17 protein-coding genes and 2 pseudogenes are annotated in these 14,377 nt (G+C 64.2%); 7 read left to right on the top strand and 12 right to left on the bottom strand.

What is annotated here, in order from left to right:
• Positions 1 to 24 precede the first annotated feature (24 nt).
• The 4 genes and pseudogenes from B0B01_RS00205 to B0B01_RS00190 form a co-directional block, all read left to right on the top strand.
• Positions 25 to 243 (top strand): heavy-metal-associated domain-containing protein, encoded by a 219-nt coding sequence (locus B0B01_RS00205; RefSeq protein WP_076646178.1) that lies wholly within the window; start codon positions 25 to 27, stop codon positions 241 to 243.
• 65 nt (positions 244 to 308) lie between these two features.
• Positions 309 to 2,228 (top strand): heavy metal translocating P-type ATPase, encoded by a 1,920-nt coding sequence (locus tag B0B01_RS00200; protein WP_076646176.1) that lies wholly within the window; start codon positions 309 to 311, stop codon positions 2,226 to 2,228.
• Positions 2,229 to 2,296: 68 nt separating this feature from the next.
• The gene (locus B0B01_RS00195) at positions 2,297 to 2,947 is read left to right on the top strand and encodes a DUF924 family protein (protein WP_234967666.1); all 651 of its coding nucleotides are present in this window, start codon (positions 2,297 to 2,299) and stop codon (positions 2,945 to 2,947) included.
• A gap of 275 nt (positions 2,948 to 3,222) precedes the next feature.
• Positions 3,223 to 3,567 (top strand): annotated as a pseudogene (locus tag B0B01_RS00190) (VIT1/CCC1 transporter family protein); the annotation flags it as partial.
• Positions 3,568 to 3,632: 65 nt separating this feature from the next.
• Here B0B01_RS00190 and B0B01_RS00185 read toward each other — a convergent pair.
• From B0B01_RS00185 to B0B01_RS00140, 10 genes and pseudogenes are all read right to left on the bottom strand, one after another.
• Positions 3,633 to 3,905, bottom strand: coding sequence for a hypothetical protein (locus B0B01_RS00185; protein ID WP_076646172.1), 273 nt, complete (start codon positions 3,903 to 3,905; stop codon positions 3,633 to 3,635).
• Positions 3,906 to 4,325: 420 nt separating this feature from the next.
• Positions 4,326 to 5,276: a glutathione S-transferase family protein gene (locus tag B0B01_RS00180; RefSeq protein ID WP_076646170.1), complete on the bottom strand. Its 951-nt coding sequence runs from the start codon at positions 5,274 to 5,276 to the stop codon at positions 4,326 to 4,328.
• 10 nt (positions 5,277 to 5,286) lie between these two features.
• Positions 5,287 to 6,150 carry a VOC family protein gene (locus B0B01_RS00175; protein WP_076646168.1) on the bottom strand — a complete coding sequence of 288 codons (864 nt, stop codon included), beginning with the start codon at positions 6,148 to 6,150 and terminating at the stop codon, positions 5,287 to 5,289.
• On the bottom strand, positions 6,147 to 6,443 hold the full coding sequence (locus B0B01_RS00170) for a DoxX family protein (protein WP_143732983.1): 297 nt from the start codon (positions 6,441 to 6,443) through the stop codon (positions 6,147 to 6,149). The genes B0B01_RS00175 and B0B01_RS00170 overlap by 4 nt, the downstream gene beginning before the upstream one ends.
• A 26-nt stretch (positions 6,444 to 6,469) precedes the next feature.
• Positions 6,470 to 7,102, bottom strand: a complete 633-nt coding sequence (locus B0B01_RS00165) for an NADPH-dependent F420 reductase (RefSeq protein WP_234967665.1) — start codon at positions 7,100 to 7,102, stop codon at positions 6,470 to 6,472.
• Between the two features lie 133 nt (positions 7,103 to 7,235).
• Positions 7,236 to 8,147: a LysR family transcriptional regulator gene (locus B0B01_RS00160; RefSeq protein ID WP_076646164.1), complete on the bottom strand. Its 912-nt coding sequence runs from the start codon at positions 8,145 to 8,147 to the stop codon at positions 7,236 to 7,238.
• A gap of 62 nt (positions 8,148 to 8,209) precedes the next feature.
• A pseudogene (locus tag B0B01_RS12955) lies at positions 8,210 to 8,350 on the bottom strand (integrase core domain-containing protein); the annotation flags it as partial.
• Positions 8,351 to 8,386: 36 nt separating this feature from the next.
• The gene (locus B0B01_RS00150; protein WP_234967664.1) at positions 8,387 to 10,102 is read right to left on the bottom strand and encodes an ABC transporter permease; all 1,716 of its coding nucleotides are present in this window, start codon (positions 10,100 to 10,102) and stop codon (positions 8,387 to 8,389) included.
• Positions 10,083 to 11,087, bottom strand: coding sequence for a Fe(3+) ABC transporter substrate-binding protein (locus B0B01_RS00145; RefSeq protein WP_076646162.1), 1,005 nt, complete (start codon positions 11,085 to 11,087; stop codon positions 10,083 to 10,085). The genes B0B01_RS00150 and B0B01_RS00145 overlap by 20 nt, the downstream gene beginning before the upstream one ends.
• A 73-nt stretch (positions 11,088 to 11,160) precedes the next feature.
• Positions 11,161 to 12,249, bottom strand: coding sequence for an ABC transporter ATP-binding protein (locus B0B01_RS00140; protein ID WP_076646160.1), 1,089 nt, complete (start codon positions 12,247 to 12,249; stop codon positions 11,161 to 11,163).
• A gap of 235 nt (positions 12,250 to 12,484) precedes the next feature.
• Between B0B01_RS00140 and B0B01_RS13530 the strand changes: the two genes are divergently transcribed.
• Complete coding sequence (locus B0B01_RS13530) at positions 12,485 to 12,808, top strand: phage portal protein (RefSeq protein ID WP_327082977.1); 324 nt, start codon at positions 12,485 to 12,487, stop codon at positions 12,806 to 12,808.
• Positions 12,809 to 12,986: 178 nt separating this feature from the next.
• On the opposite strand, the gene B0B01_RS00130 is transcribed toward B0B01_RS13530, so the two are convergent.
• Positions 12,987 to 13,448 (bottom strand): hypothetical protein, encoded by a 462-nt coding sequence (locus B0B01_RS00130; RefSeq protein WP_076646158.1) that lies wholly within the window; start codon positions 13,446 to 13,448, stop codon positions 12,987 to 12,989.
• A gap of 20 nt (positions 13,449 to 13,468) precedes the next feature.
• The gene (locus B0B01_RS13325) at positions 13,469 to 13,876 is read right to left on the bottom strand and encodes a hypothetical protein (RefSeq protein ID WP_234967663.1); all 408 of its coding nucleotides are present in this window, start codon (positions 13,874 to 13,876) and stop codon (positions 13,469 to 13,471) included.
• Between B0B01_RS13325 and B0B01_RS13320 the strand changes: the two genes are divergently transcribed.
• Positions 13,857 to 14,018: an ATP-dependent Clp protease proteolytic subunit gene (locus B0B01_RS13320; protein WP_234967662.1), complete on the top strand. Its 162-nt coding sequence runs from the start codon at positions 13,857 to 13,859 to the stop codon at positions 14,016 to 14,018. The two genes, B0B01_RS13325 and B0B01_RS13320, sit on opposite strands and share 20 nt — an antisense overlap.
• 27 nt (positions 14,019 to 14,045) lie before the next feature.
• A complete protein-coding gene (locus B0B01_RS13220; protein ID WP_200805386.1) occupies positions 14,046 to 14,369 on the top strand; it encodes a hypothetical protein in 324 nt (107 codons plus the stop codon).
• Positions 14,370 to 14,377 lie beyond the last annotated feature (8 nt).

Below are 14,377 nucleotides of genomic sequence, written 5' to 3'. Positions count from 1 at the left end.
CGAACCAATGGAAAGGAACCAGCCATGACCAAGACTATCCTGCGCAGCGACGAATTCTCCTGCCCCTCCTGCGTCACCAAGATCGAGAAGGCGTTGGCGGCAACTCCCGGCGTGACCGCCGCCAAGGTGCATTTCAACACCGGCCGCATCGAGGTCGAGCATGACCCCGCATCCGCCCCGGTCGAGGCCCTTGTCTCGGCGGTGAGATCCACCGGCTACGAGGCCCGCCCCGCTGCTTTCTGATCCATCACATCCTGCCCGGCCGCGCCTGCCCCGCGCGGTCGGGCCTTCAACGAGAGGAGGCCCGCATGTTGACCCCCATCCTGACAACTCTTCGCCAGCCGACCAGCCGGCGCAAATGGCTGACGATCATCAGTGGCGCGCTGATCGTGCTTGGCCTGATCGCCCTTTACGGGTTCGGCCTGCGCGGGCTCTGGGCGGCATCAATGCTGGCGGCGGCCTTTGTTGCCGGTTCTGACATCGCCTGGCGGGCGTTCCACGCGCTGCGCATTCGCCATTTCTCGATCGAGTTGCTGGTGACCGTTGCGGCTATCGGCGCACTGTTCATCGGCGAATATTGGGAATCCGCCGCCGTCACCTTCCTGTTCAGCTTCGGCGCCTGGCTTGAGGCCCGCACCTTGCGCCAGACCCGTGGCGCGCTGGCCGATCTGCTGAAGGCCGCGCCCGAGGTCGCCACCGTGATCCGCGACGGCCAGCCGGTCGAGATCGCCGCCAGTGCCGTCCAGCCGAATGAGATCGTGCTGGTGCGCGCCGGAAACCGCATCCCCGTTGATGGCGAGGTGACCTTTGGCAATGCCGCTGTTTCCGAGGCGGCCATCACGGGTGAGCCGATTCCGGCCGAAAAGGCCCCCGGTTCCCATGTCCATGCCGGCACCATCACTGAGAACGGGGTGCTGCATATCCGCGCCACGGGCATTGGTGCGGACACCACGCTGGCCCGTATCATCCGCCGCGTCGAAGAGGCGCAGGAGGAGCGCGCCCCCAGCCAGCGCATGATCGAGCGTTTCGCGCAATGGTATACGCCCGGCATCATGGTGCTGGCACTTGGTGCCTGGGCGATGACGCAGGATATTCGGCTGGCGCTGACGCTGCTGGTCGTGGCCTGCCCCGGCGCGCTGGTGATCTCGACCCCGGTCTCCATCGTCGCCGGTATCGGGCGGGCGGCGCGGTCGGGCATTCTGATCAAGGGCGGACAGCATCTGGAAAGCGCGGGTCGCATCGACATGCTGGCGCTGGACAAGACCGGGACGCTCACCGAGGGCCGCCCGAGCCTCGTCGAGGTGCTGCCGCTGGCCGGTGTGGACCGCGCCGAACTGCTGCATTGGACCGCCATCGCCGAATCCGGCTCGGATCACCCCTTGGGCCGGCCCATCGTCGCCGCTGGCCGTGCTGAGGGTGACATTCCGGCCCCCGAGGCGGTCGAGGAAGTGGCCGGCATGGGCCTGATGGTCAACCATCAAGGCCGGCAGGTCGCGGCCGGCAACCGGCGGTTGTTCGACAAGCTGGGCATCGCGTTCGACCCCGAGGCCGAGGCCGCGCTGGCCGGGGTTCTCGGGCGCGGGCGCACGCCGATCATCGTGGCGTTGGACGGGCAGATCGCGGGCATCTTCGGGCTTTCCGACCAGCCCCGCCCCTCGGCCAAGGGCGCAATCGCCCGGCTGCGCGACATCGGGGTCAGCCGCATCGCCATGCTGACCGGCGATCAGCCGCAGGCCGCCCGCGCCATCGCCACCGAAATCGGCATCGACGAGGTTCATGCCGGCCTGCTGCCCGAGGACAAGCTGGACCTGATCCGCCGGTTTCAGGCCGAGGGCCGCCATGTCGCCATGATCGGTGACGGCATTAACGACGCCCCCGCACTGGCGGCCGCCGATACCAGCATCGCCATGGGGGCGGCGGGGTCCGACGTGGCGATCGAGACCGCCGATATCGCCCTGATGGCCGACGATCTGGAGAAACTGCCCGAGGCCATGGCGATTTCCCGCGCGACGCTGCGCAATATGCGCCAGAATCTCGTCATCGCGCTGCTGACCGTGGCCGGGCTGCTGTTTGGCGTGTTCAACGGCGATGTGCATATGGCCGAGGGCATGTTGATCCATCAGCTTTCGGTGCTAGTGGTGATCGCCAACGCCATGCGCCTGCTGCGCGTCCCACGCGGCCCCGGCGGACGCCGGGCTGCGCAGGCATCGATGCCCGCGACGGCCTAGGCGCTTGCACCGCCACGGCAAATCCGCTCCCGTGCCCATGGCACGGGGGCGTTTTCATGGGGGATGACATGACCGATAGCAATGATGCCAGACAGATCGGCGAGGTTCTGGATTTCTGGTTCCCCGAGGGCCGCGCGCTGGATATCGACCCTGACCGCCATGCCGAGCACTGGCGCTGGCGGATGCATGGCGGCGCGGACGGTACGATTGCGGCGCGCTTTGGCCCGCTGACCGAACGCGGCGCGGCGGGGGACCTCGATCACTGGGCCGGGACGCAAGAGGGCCGGCTGGCGCTGATCGTGGTTCTGGACCAGTTCCCGCGCTCGCTGTGGCGGGGGAGCGCGCTTGCATATGCGCAAGACCCGGCGGCACTGGCGCAGGCGCTGGCGGGGTTGGACAACGGAGACTGGGCGGCCCTTGGCCTGCCGTGGTTCCAGATTGGCTTCACCCAGCCCCTGGGCCATGCCGAGGGGCCGGACCATCTGGCCCGCATCGACCGGCTGATTGCCCTGCGCAAGGACATCGCCGCCCGCGCGCCGGCGCCGTTGCGGCCGCTCTATGCCTCGCTCGTCGATCAAGCGGAGCAGGTGCGCCGCATCATCGCCAGCTTTGGCCGCCACCCGCACCGCAACGCCATCCTTGGCCGCAGATCGACGCCAGAGGAGGAAGCCTATCTGGAAAAGGGCGATTTCCCGTATCAGCGCGCCTTCCGTGAATGATCCGGCGCATGATCAGAATATACGCTCCGGTCACGACCTCCTCGACCATGTCCGGAGATTTCGCGATGGGCCTCTGCGTCGGCCGGTGGACCGAACCGTCATCGCGCTGCTCGCGGGCTTTATGCGCGGCAAGCCGACTGCGAAAGACAGAACGGACTGGTGCACGGCCGTAATTTCATTGTTGACGACGGCTTGCGTCAACGCGGGTCCTGCACTCTACTGCGCTGGATCTCATCATGTCGGAGATCATTGCATATGTCCCGCCGGCAAACCGCTCAGGCTCTGGCAAGCCCGAGATTCTCATCGCAGGGCTGGCTGGGCTCGTAGCCGGGGCGATGTCCATGGCGGCGGGCGAATATGTCTCGCTCAGCTCCCAAGATGATGCTGAAAAGGCGGACCTCGCGCGCGAGACCCGTGAATTGGCGGAAACCCCCGAAGTCGAGCTTGAGGAACTGACCCTGATCTATGTCGAACGCGGCCTTGACCGCAACCTGGCGGAAAAGGTGGCGCACCAGTTGACCGAACGCGACGCGCTTGGATCGCATGTCCGCAACGAACTCGGCATCTCCGAGACCATGATGGCTCGCCCGATCCAGGCGGCGCTGGTCTCGACCCTGACTACCGAGGGCTCCGGTAGCAGCATAAGCTTATCAGTCGACCGTGCCTGAAGCTCGCGGCAACACCCTTAGGCCGGCGGACAAATCGCGCGAACGACCGGCTCAGAGATGCCCGTCGTGCAACTGCTCAGCAAGCTCGTAGTGATTGTGCGGGCGGCGAAGGCCATCAGCCGCAGCCAGATTGCGTCCATGTCTGACCGCAGCGCGCGGAAATCGTCGACGAAAGAGCCGGCCGTTGCATTGACGCCGTCCCAGACCGCCTTGGCCACATTGCCCATCAGCTCGAGCGCGATACTGAACCCGCCAGCGCTCCGGATGAACTGGTTAAACTGGTAGATCAACTCGCCCGTGCCGCCAATCAGCGCACTGATGCCGGTGCGGATCAGGGCCCCGCGCAGGAAAACAAAATGGGGAGGGCCGCGCCATGATCCGCGGCCACAAGTGCCTGGGCAAAGTCAATGCCCGTCGTCACGCCCGCTGATGTCAAGCCCCGCCCCTCGGACTGATTAAGGCGATAGCAGACGATGGAGACCCGGACCACACAGGCGCGGGGACCGCGGGAGACACCCGACGGTGGGCCGGATAGAGCGCAGCGGGGGGATGGCGGCAAACCCGCTCGGAGCCCAACAGGCCGGCTTGAGTTTTCACCGGCCGCGCTGGCCGCGCACGCAGTTGCGTTCTTTTCGGGGCGTGTCGAGATCGGGGCCACTCCGGCACGCCCATACAACGTGCTTATGTCTAGAAGTCGGACAGCACGAGCTTCAGGCCGCGAGCGCCGTCGGCAGTGCGGGACCCACCGGCACGATCCCGGTCGGGTTCAGCGCCTTGATCGAGTAGTAGCCGCGCTTGATGTGGTTGATGCTGACCGTCTCACGCACGCCGGGGATCGCGAGAATCCGGGATTGGTAGGCACTTAAGGCGGGATAGTCCGCGATGCGGCGCAGGTTGCATTTGAAGAGGCCGTGATAGGCCACGTCAAAGCGCACCAGCGTCACGAAGAGACGCACGTCCGCTTCCGTGAACTGCTTCCCCATCAGATAATCGCGGCCGTCTCCGAGACGCCCCTCGAGGTCGTCGAGCATCGCGAAGACGCCGTGGAAGGCTTCCTCGTAGGCTTCTTGAGTGGTGGCGAAGCCCGCGCGGTAGACGCCGTTGTTCAGCGCCGGATAGATGCGGGCGTTGAGGGTGTCGATCTCCTCGCGGAGGTCGGCCGGGTAGAGGTCAAGGCTGTCGTTCGCAAGGTCGCCGAAGCCCGAATTCATCATCCGCAGGATGTCGGCGGATTCGTTGTTCACGATGGTGCCGCGCTTCTTGTCCCACAGCACCGGCACCGTGGCCCGTCCCGAGATGGTGGGATCCGCGCGGGTGTAGATCTCATGCAGGAAGCTGGTGCCTTGGACAGAATCGCCGTCCGCGCCGAACCGCCAGCCCTGCTCCGACAGCTCCGGCTCGACGATGGAGACCGAGATCACGTCCTCCAGCCCCTTCAGCTTGCGGCCGATCAGTGTGCGCGAGGCCCAGGGGCAGATCAGCGCGACATAGAGATGATAGCGACCCGACTCGGCATCGAAGCCGCCTTCCCCGGTTGGCCCGGCGCTACCATCGGGCGTCACCCAGTTGCGAAAGCTCGAGGTCTGGCGGACGAAGCCGCCTTTCTCGTCCTTGGCCTGGACGGGTTGCCAGTCGGCCACCCATTTTCCGTTCACAAGCATGATCGTCTCCTCAGTTCCTCAGCATGATGGCAGTGCCCCAGGGGTCGTGCAGGGTCAGACCATCCGCGTTCCTGGTGCTGGCAACACCGGCGCCATCGGCGCGCGCGGCGATGGACGTGATGTCCTCGGCATCCCGGACCACGATTTCGACGGCATCGAGGCCCGCCATGCCCGCGGGGCGTTTGCCGGCGCGACGGCTATTCCAGACGTTGCCGGCGAACTGGTGATGATAGCCGCCGCTGCCGTAGAAGCTGGCGCCGGGATAGCTTGCGGCGATATCGAGGTCGAGCACGTCGCGGTAGAAGCGATCAGCCTCGGCCGTATCGCCCACCTGCAGGTGGACATGGCCCACGCTGCCGCCCTCGGGGAAGCCCGACCATTCGGTGCCTTTGGCGCTTTGCAGCAGGTCCTGCACGTCCAGCGGATCGGTGCTCATCGTGATCTCGCCGTCTGCACCGTGCCAGCGTGACACGGGGCGGTCGGCATAGACCTCGATTCCGTTGCCCTCGGGATCGGCGAGGTAGAGCGCCTCGCTGACGATGTGGTCGGATGCGCCTTGAAGCGGCACGCGCGCCGCGGCTACATGAGCGACCCAGCGACCGAGGTCGGCGCGGGTCGGCATCAGGAAAGCAGTGTGAAAGAGGCCGGCCTGCCGTGGGTCGAGCGCGTCGAGGCTTGGATCGCCCACGAGCTCCAGCAGCGGCGTGCCGCCGGTGCCGAGCGTGACGCGATGCTCATCGGTCTCGACCGGGCTGAGCCCCAGCACGGACTGGTAGAAGGCGGAGACCGCATCCAGGTCGCGCACCTTGAGCCGCACGGTTCCGATCCGGAGCGGCGCGGCGGTCATGTCGAAGTATTCGGTAGCCGTAGTCATGGCAGGATCGGCACCAGCGCCAGCGACACCCAGCGGGTGTAGGCGCCGAGGATCAGGGCAATACCGCCGAAGAGCTCCGCCGCGATGACGAGATAGGCGAGCGGTCCGGGCAGGCCGAGACTGGCGAAATAACCCACTGTGCCGGCCGGCGTGAAGACGAAGAGCTTCAACCCGGCATGGGCAAGGAAGAGGATACCCAACGAGACGCGCAGGATCGTCGCGGCAAGATTGGCGTTGGTGACGCCGTCGACAAGCGACGGCCGATCGGTGGTGGAAGCGGTTGCATAGGTCATGGTCATGTTCCTTGAATCGAGGGAGCTCAGGCAGCGCGCTGCCAGGTGGGGGCGATGTCGGTGCCGTGGCCGAGGCCGTAGCCGAGCGTGATGTTCAGCGCGGCGGTGGGCTCGAGGTAGCGGGCGGTGACAAGCGCCCCGGTCTCCAGCGTCTCGAAGCCGGCGCTCCGCGCCAGGTCGATGACTGCGGCCCGCGCGGCCTTGTCGTCTCCGGCAACGAAGACCGTTGCGGGCCGGCCGGCGACCTGACCGCCGTTCTGCAGGACCTGCGCAAAGATCGTGTTGAAGGCCTTCACGACCTTCGCCTGCGGTGCGCGCTTCTGGATTTCTTCGGCAGCGCTCGTCGTGTGACCGATGCTGAGGCCTGAGAAGTCCGCCTTCATGGGATTGGTGATGTCGATAACGATCTTGCCTGCGAAGCCGCCGGCCGCCTCTATGACGTCGCCCGCGGTATCATAGGGCACAGCCAAGACGACGATGTCCCCCGATTGCGCAGCCGACGCGAGGGGTGCGGACGACACGCCGTTGCCGACATCCCGAGCCGCAGCTTCAGCCTTTGCCTTGTCACGGCTGGCGAGCGTGACGGAATGGCCGGCGCTCGCGAAGCGGGTCGCGAGGCCCTTCGCCATGTTGCCGGCGCCAATGATCGAGATGCTCATGTTCGTTCTCCTTCTGACATCTGGCGTTCGGCTGAGCGCCAGTTCGTTCGTCATGCGGAGAACATAGACTCCGGCCCAAGAGACGATAATCCGGGCATGGGGAAGATGATTGCTTCCAAATGGGGAGTAATTGCTACCAGCCTTTCTCCCAATGCGGCGTCTGCCTGTACCGGTCGGAGAGGAAGTCGACCAGCAGGCGCACCTTGGCCGCGAGATGACGGCTGTGCGGATAGAGGACGTGCACGTCGTAGGGATCGGGCTCGAACGACGCCAGTAACCGGATCAGCCTGCCCGAACGCAGTGCCTCCCCCGCTACGAAGGCGGGCACGCAGGCGAGCCCGAGTCCAAGTTCTGCGGCCTGGACGCAGGCCTCGGCGTTCGAATAGCGGATGCGGCCATCGACGCTCGCCATCTCGACCTCGCCGGTTTCGCCCTTAAACGGCCACCGGTTCGGCTCGCGGAAGTTGGTGTCGATGATGCATGAATGCCGCGCCAGATCCGATGGTGCCTCTGGTGCACCGCGTTCCTCGAGATAGGCGGGCGCGCCGACGACGACGATGCGCACGGCGCAGAGCCTGCGGAGAATCAGGCTGGAATCGCCGGGCCGCCCGACGCGGACGGCAAGATCGAATCCCTCGTCAACGACATTGACGACCCGGTCGGAGAAACTGACGTCGATTTCGATGTCCGGATAGAGCCCGGCGAAGGCGTTGAGTGCGGGAGCCAGTTCGAGGGTCCCGAAGGTCAGGGGCGCCGTCAGCCGAAGTCGGCCGCGCGGGGACTGAGAGATGTTTCGGATATCGAGGTCGAGCGTGTCGAGTTCATCGACAAGCGGCTTCAGCCGATCGTAATAGGCGCGACCAGCCTCCGTCGGCGCGACGGATCGCGTGGTCCGGTTGAGCAGCCGCACCCCCAGCTCGGTCTCCAGGTGCGAGATCAGCTTCGACGTCTGCCCGGACCGTGTGCCCAGCTTGTCTGCGGCGCCGGTGAAGCTGCCGGTCTCGATGACAGCGAGGAACATCCGGTCGCATTCGAGACGGCCCATTTCTTCCTCATCGCAGGAAACGCAGTAGTGATCAGCCCCACCTGAGTGGTCCATTTTAAAAGTTAGTGTATGATCGGCCTCTGGTCCATCGGAACGATAGTTTCTGGCGCCGGCGGGCGATAGCCCAATGCGCTGAGTGGTCGTTTCGTGTTGCAGTGCATCTTCCATTGCTCAATCAGGATCTGTGCCTCGCGGAGGTTGTAGGTATTCAGGCCCATCCCCTCCGTTGGTTTTGTCCCTTAGGACGGGGCGTTCTTCGTACCGACGCGGGCGAGCAGGATCACCGGAAGGATCCCGACCAGAACGATAGCCAGGGCAGCAAGGGCCGCTTCCTCATAGGTGCCGCGCGCGGCCTCTCCGTAAAGATGGGTCGACAGCGTCTCGAAATTCAGCGGACGTAGCAGCAGAGTCGCGGACAGTTCCTTCATGCAATCGACAAAGACCAGCAGCCCTGCAGCAGCAAGGGCCGTCTTCGACAATGGCAGATGCACATGGCGCAGCGTGCCGGTGACTCCTTGGCCCAGTGTGCGCGCGGACTGGTCATAGCTGCGTGGAATTCGGATCAGCCCGGCCTCGACTGCGCCGATCGAGATGGCCAGGAAGCGCGCCAGATATGCATAGCCCAAAGCCAGCCCCGACCCGATCAGAACAAGCCCGGGGTCAAACTCAAACAGCGACTTGGTAGTGCGGCCGATCCAGCGGTCCAGCCCGCCGGCAGCGATCAGTATGCCAAGCGCCAGGATCGTGCCGGGCATCGCATAGCCCAGCGAGGCGACCCTGTGAATGATCTGCATACCGCGCTGCGGAAAGATCCGCGCAGTATAGGCGACGACAAGGCCGCAGACCAGAACGGCAACCGTCGCAAGTGCGGACAGGATGAAGGTATTCGCGGCCTCGGCCAGAATTCGGTCTGACAGCCCAGCAAAGCGGAACCGTTTCCATGCTTCGGCGGCCAGAAAAGTCGCGGGCAGTATGAACCCCAGCAGAACCGGCATCAGGCAGACCCACAGCGCACCCCAGCGGACGCCCCCGGTCAGCGGTTGGCGTGCAAGGCTGCGGGCACGCTGCGCGCTGACAGAATATCGCTGCTTGCGCCGCGCCCAGCGTTCCAATGAAATCAGCGCGATGACCAATAGCAGCATCGCCAGTGAGATCTGCGCCGCGCCCGCCAGATCCGAGCGCGTGACCCAAGTCGTATAGACCGAGATCGTCAGCGACCGGACGCCCAAGAATTCTGATGCGCCGATGTCGTTCAGCGTCTCCATCAGCGCCAGACTGACGCCGATGGCAATGGCGGGGCGGGCCAGCGGTAGGGCCACGCGCCACAAGATCAGGCGGCGCCGGGTGCCAAGGGTCTGCGCGACTTCGACCAGATTGGCGGCCTGGGTCATGAACATGGCCCGCACAGGCAGATAGACATAGGGATAAAGGACCAAGCTAAGCAGCAGAATCGCCCCGGTCATTGATCGGATGTCGGGCAGGCGGAAATCACGCGGGCTGTCAAATCCCAGGATCGCGCGTACCACCGACTGGAAGGGCCCCAGCGGATGCAGCATGTCCAGATAGGCGTAGGCGACGATATAGGTCGGCACCGCCAACGGCAGCAGCAGCGCCCATTCCAGCACCCGCCGCCCCGGAAAATCATAAGCCGTCACCAGCCAGGCGACTAGCGTGCCGATCACCGCCGTCAGCAACCCGACCCCGATCATCAGCATGGTCGTCTGCGACAGCGCATACGGCAGAACATGGCGGGCCAGATGGCTCCACAATCCTGCGGATCCCTGGGCCGCCTGCCAGCCAAGTGCAAGAATCGGTACCAGCACAAGAGCTGCGATCAGCAGGCTGGCCAATATCCAAGACCCTCCGCGCAGGCGGAGGGCCGAGAAGATCAGCACGGCTGCCGGGTCGCGGCGCGGCAAATCTCCGGCGCCTGTTTCAGTTGTCGAATCCGACACGATCGACCAGTTCGCTGGCTTCCTTGCGGTTCTTGACGATTTCCGTCAGAGGCACCTGATCGACCTTCAGCTCGCCAAAGGAGGCGATGATCGGATCGACGGGAGCGCCCGGATTGACGGGATATTCGTAATTCGCCTCGGCATAGATTTTTTGTGCCTCGTCCGACACCAGGAATTCCAGCAATTGCACGGCCTGGTCACGGTTGGGGGCATGCTTGGCCACAGCTGCGCCGCTGATATTCACATGCGTGCCGCCGTCCTCAAAGGTCGGCAGGATCACCTTGATCGCATCGCCCCAGGCGCGCTGGGCAGCGTCACCCTGGCTCGACCGCATCAGGCCGACATAATAAGAATTGGCGACGGCGATGTCGCAGATGCCGCCCAAGATATCCTTTGCTCCGTCGCGGTCGCCGCCGCCTGCCTTTCGGGCCAGATTGGCCTTGAGACCGGTCAACCATTCCTCGGTCTGGGTTGCGTCGTGATGCGACAGGAAGGCCGAAAACAGCGCCGTGTTATAGGGGTGCTGGCCCGAACGGAGGCAGACGCGGCCTTTCCATTTCGGATCGGCCAGTTCCTCATAGGTGATGGCGTCGATATCTAAATCCTTGTTAGCATAGACGACGCGGGCGCGCATCGACAGCGCAAACCACTGATTGTCCGGATCGCGCAGATTTTCCGGTACGGATGACGTCAGCCTCATAGATTCCACCGGCTGGGTCAGGCCCTTGTCGACCAGATCGGCCATGTTGCCCGCATCGACCGCCATCAGCAGATCGGCGGGCGAGCTTTCACCCTCCGATGCAATACGTTCCGCCATCCCGTCCTTCAGAAAGACCGTGTTAACCTTGATCCCGGTCAAATCGGTAAAGGCCGTCAGCAGCGGCTCGACCAAGCCCGGCTCCCGCGAGGTATAGAGGTTCAGTTCCTGGGCATGTGCCCCGCCAGCGACTAGGGCGGCAAGAAGCGCAATCGGTGCAAGTTTCATATGGCCCCTCCAACACGACTGAAATCATTCAGACGCTTTTACGTCGATCCCAATGCGTAGTCTACTATTTTCATCAACTATCTGTGTCGAGCTTGTCTGCCAGGGGTTGTTCAGAAAAGACATGCACCTGAGCGCCGTTCAGTTGCAGGCTGACTTTTTCTCCTACGGCCATCGGAATGCGTACGTGCGAGTGCATCCGCAACGGCTGGGCCAGCGGATGGATCATGATGCCAATCTGTTCGCTTTCGCCGGTAAAGGTCTTGTCGATGACTCGGGCGGAAATTCCTTGGCCGTCCGGGCCAATGGACAGCGCTTGTGGGCGGATACAAGCAAGCGCCAGCGTTCCGTCCGGCAGGTCCAGGTTGGCTGGAAAGGTGCCGATTGGCGTCTCGATCCGGCCCTCCGTCCAGATACCGGTTAGACGGTTGCACGGCCCCATGAATTCGGCGGCATAGACCGAACAGGGACAGTCATAGATATCGATGGGGGATCCCGCCTGCTCGATCCGGCCATCGCGCATCAGCACGATCAGGTCGCCTACCGCAAGCGCCTCTTGTGGATCATGGGTCACGATGATGGCGGTGGTGCCCATGCGGCGCAGCGTCTCGACGGTTTCGCGGCGCACCTTTTCGCGCAACCCCTGATCCAAGTTCGAGAACGGCTCGTCCATCAACAGGATTGCCGGTTGCGGCGCAAGCGCCCGTGCCAGTGCCACGCGCTGCTGTTCACCGCCGGACAGAGAATGGGGATAACGGTCCAGAAGATGTTCGATGCCGATGCGCTCGGCCACGTCGCCCACCCGTTCGCGGCGCGCGGCGCGCGGCAGGTGGCGCAACCCGAAAGTAAGATTGTCCGCCACGCTGAGATGGGGAAACAGTGCATAGTCTTGGAACATGAAGCCAATCTGGCGATCCTCGGGTTCGACGAAGCGGCCCGGTCCCACAACCTCGGTCCCGTCGATCAGGATCCGCCCGCCGGGATCGGGACGATCGACACCAGAAATGATCCGCAGAAGTGTTGATTTGCCGCAGCCCGACTGCCCCAGCAGGCAGGTGATCATTCCCGGCGGGATGGTCAGCGAGATGTCATTCAGAACGGCCCGGCCATCGAAATGACGCGACACATGCTCCAGTTCAAGCAAGGATGCCGGGTTCGTGGACATAACGTGGCCTTTCACTGCTACCCCGGCTGCACAGACAGGCTACGGGCTAGACGGCTTCTTACCTGGTCGGATGCGGATTCTCCAGAGCTTCTGTCGGAATATGCGTCCCGCGCTGGGCGGCACCGCTGGTGACGCACCCGCCCAGCGCGACTGGCATTGAAGCAGGCGCTCGCACTCGACGCGCTGAAATAGGGCGTTCATCAGCGCCTCGGTCAACGGCCGCGGCTCGGACGGCGTGTCGGCTGCACCCAGCGGGCCGAGATCGCTCGCCGGGCGGCGGAACGGTGGATCACCAGCGGAACATTCGGGACAGCTGCCTGATTCGTGTCGCAGCATCGCCCGGAAACGCCTGGATGGTGTCGGGATCGAGCAGCCATTGATCTGCTTTGTCGCCTATGCGCTTGAGAACCATCTGACGATGTGGGAGGAGGCGATCGACCGCGACCTGATCGGCGCGGATGATCTGCTCTATGCTCGCTTCAACCGCGCGGCCCTGGTCAAGGGCGACATCAAGGCCCGCTGGGAGGCCTATGTGAAGGGCCTGCAATGGGGCTCTTAGAGCCTTAACGAGATCCGCGTGCTTTAGGACCAGAACCCCTGTGATTGTGGCGACGTCTATTATCTGCTGCCGAACATGACAGCAGCGGTCGGGGAAGCGGAAGATGAGGCCGACGATGTCGGGCGCGTCTTCTGACCCCGACGCGTGATGTCGGAATCGGCGCTTAGCCGGTGGTGCCTCAGTTCGTAAAGGCGTCGATCAGGTTGATGACTGAGAGGATCTTCTGAGTGTCGCGATCGACGCGATAGGCGCGATGGTTATCGCGGAAATAGCGCCAATTGTCCCGCGTCTCGAGGTTGAGCCTGCGAGGATCACGGATGACCGGGTAATCGTCAATCCGCAGGATATCGCCAATCCGAACCCCGTAGCGGACATAGTCCCGGTGGCGATCATAATCCCTGCGACGGTCGTAATCCCGGTGACGATCATAGTTCCGGCGATCATCGTATTTCCTGGCCTGGCCGGGAGGAACACAGGGCGTGTTCTTCTTCGCCAGCCCCGGCGGGCAATGTCTTGCCTGGCTGACCCGGAAGTGGTCACGATTATGGCCTTTGCCCCGACCCGGGTCTGCCCAGGCCGGAACAGCGACCACAGAGGCGGCAGTCACGGCCAACACGGCCAGTTTCTGGAAAATGCGCATGGGTTTGCTCCGTCGTGCTCCTAGTCGAACAGATAACGCGGAAATGCCGCTGATCCGCCATCACAAGCGCCTGAAGTCATAATACCGGCAAGAAGCTGCCGGGGTTTCTGCTCGGTTGCGCGCCGTCCAAACTCAAAAGGAGCAGTAATGAGCCTGCGTGATCTTCCGGCCGGGCCGGTCTTTCCGCGCCTGGCGGCGTTCCAGGCGGATGCGCCCTCGGACGCGCTGGCCCGATGGGCTGCCATGCCCGTGGCCGCAACAGCTGCACAGAGGACGACAGCACCACCATCTTTGACGTGATCGGCGAGAATGGCATGGGCGGTGGCGTCAGCCTGCGCCGGATCGCAGCGGCTTTGCGCCGGATCGGTCCGAACGGTCACCGTGCAGATCAATTCGCCGGGCGGTGACATGTTCGAGGGCATCGCCATCTACAACCTGCTGCGCACCCATCCGGCCGCGGTCACGGTCGAAGTGCTGGGGCTTGCCGCATCGGCGGCCTCCATCATCGCCATGGCCGGCGACGATATCCGCATGAGTCCCGGCAGTTTCCTGATGCTGCACACTGCCTAGGGCGTGGTGATCGGCAATTGCCATGACATGGCAGAGGCCGCAGCCCTCTTCGAGACAGTTGATGCGGCGCTGACCGAGATCTATGCGGCTCGCAGCGGCAGGCCAGAGTCCGGGATGGCCGACAGTATCGCGGAGGGCAACAACAGCCGACAGCGCGCCGAAGCCGAGCCACGCACGATGGCGCAGTCCCGCCCCGACATTCAGGCCCGCCGCCGCATCGACGCGGCATTGGCCCAGCAAGGCATCCCACGCAGCACAAGGCGCGCGATTCTGAAAGACCTCACCGGCACGCAGAACGCTGGCGGCAAACTGAGCAGCCTGAGGCAGCTCATCGACACCATCCGCTCATAAGGAGATCC

Origin of the sequence: Pontibaca methylaminivorans (assembly GCF_900156525.1) — a bacterium.
GTDB classification, from domain to species: Bacteria; Pseudomonadota; Alphaproteobacteria; order Rhodobacterales; family Rhodobacteraceae; genus Pontibaca; species Pontibaca methylaminivorans.
Note: the sequence above shows the minus strand (reverse complement) of the source record. Positions and strands in the feature narration are given on the sequence as shown.

Excerpts from the sequence above, each read along its gene's own strand:
- B0B01_RS00205 (WP_076646178.1), top strand. The coding sequence starts at position 25 with ATGACCAAGACTATCCTGCGCAGCGACGAATTCTCCTGCCCCTCCTGC.
- B0B01_RS00200 (WP_076646176.1), top strand. The coding sequence starts at position 309 with ATGTTGACCCCCATCCTGACAACTCTTCGCCAGCCGACCAGCCGGCGC.
- B0B01_RS00195 (WP_234967666.1), top strand. The coding sequence starts at position 2,297 with ATGACCGATAGCAATGATGCCAGACAGATCGGCGAGGTTCTGGATTTC.
- B0B01_RS00180 (WP_076646170.1), bottom strand. The coding sequence starts at position 5,276 with ATGCTTGTGAACGGAAAATGGGTGGCCGACTGGCAACCCGTCCAGGCC.
- B0B01_RS00175 (WP_076646168.1), bottom strand. The coding sequence starts at position 6,150 with ATGACTACGGCTACCGAATACTTCGACATGACCGCCGCGCCGCTCCGG.
- B0B01_RS00170 (WP_143732983.1), bottom strand. The coding sequence starts at position 6,443 with ATGACCTATGCAACCGCTTCCACCACCGATCGGCCGTCGCTTGTCGAC.
- B0B01_RS00165 (WP_234967665.1), bottom strand. The coding sequence starts at position 7,102 with ATGAGCATCTCGATCATTGGCGCCGGCAACATGGCGAAGGGCCTCGCG.
- B0B01_RS00160 (WP_076646164.1), bottom strand. The coding sequence starts at position 8,147 with ATGGGCCGTCTCGAATGCGACCGGATGTTCCTCGCTGTCATCGAGACC.
- B0B01_RS00145 (WP_076646162.1), bottom strand. The coding sequence starts at position 11,087 with ATGAAACTTGCACCGATTGCGCTTCTTGCCGCCCTAGTCGCTGGCGGG.
- B0B01_RS00140 (WP_076646160.1), bottom strand. The coding sequence starts at position 12,249 with ATGTCCACGAACCCGGCATCCTTGCTTGAACTGGAGCATGTGTCGCGT.
- B0B01_RS00130 (WP_076646158.1), bottom strand. The coding sequence starts at position 13,448 with ATGCGCATTTTCCAGAAACTGGCCGTGTTGGCCGTGACTGCCGCCTCT.
- B0B01_RS13320 (WP_234967662.1), top strand. The coding sequence starts at position 13,857 with ATGTTCGAGGGCATCGCCATCTACAACCTGCTGCGCACCCATCCGGCC.
- B0B01_RS13325 (WP_234967663.1), bottom strand. The coding sequence starts at position 13,876 with ATGGCGATGCCCTCGAACATGTCACCGCCCGGCGAATTGATCTGCACG.
- B0B01_RS13220 (WP_200805386.1), top strand. The coding sequence starts at position 14,046 with ATGGCAGAGGCCGCAGCCCTCTTCGAGACAGTTGATGCGGCGCTGACC.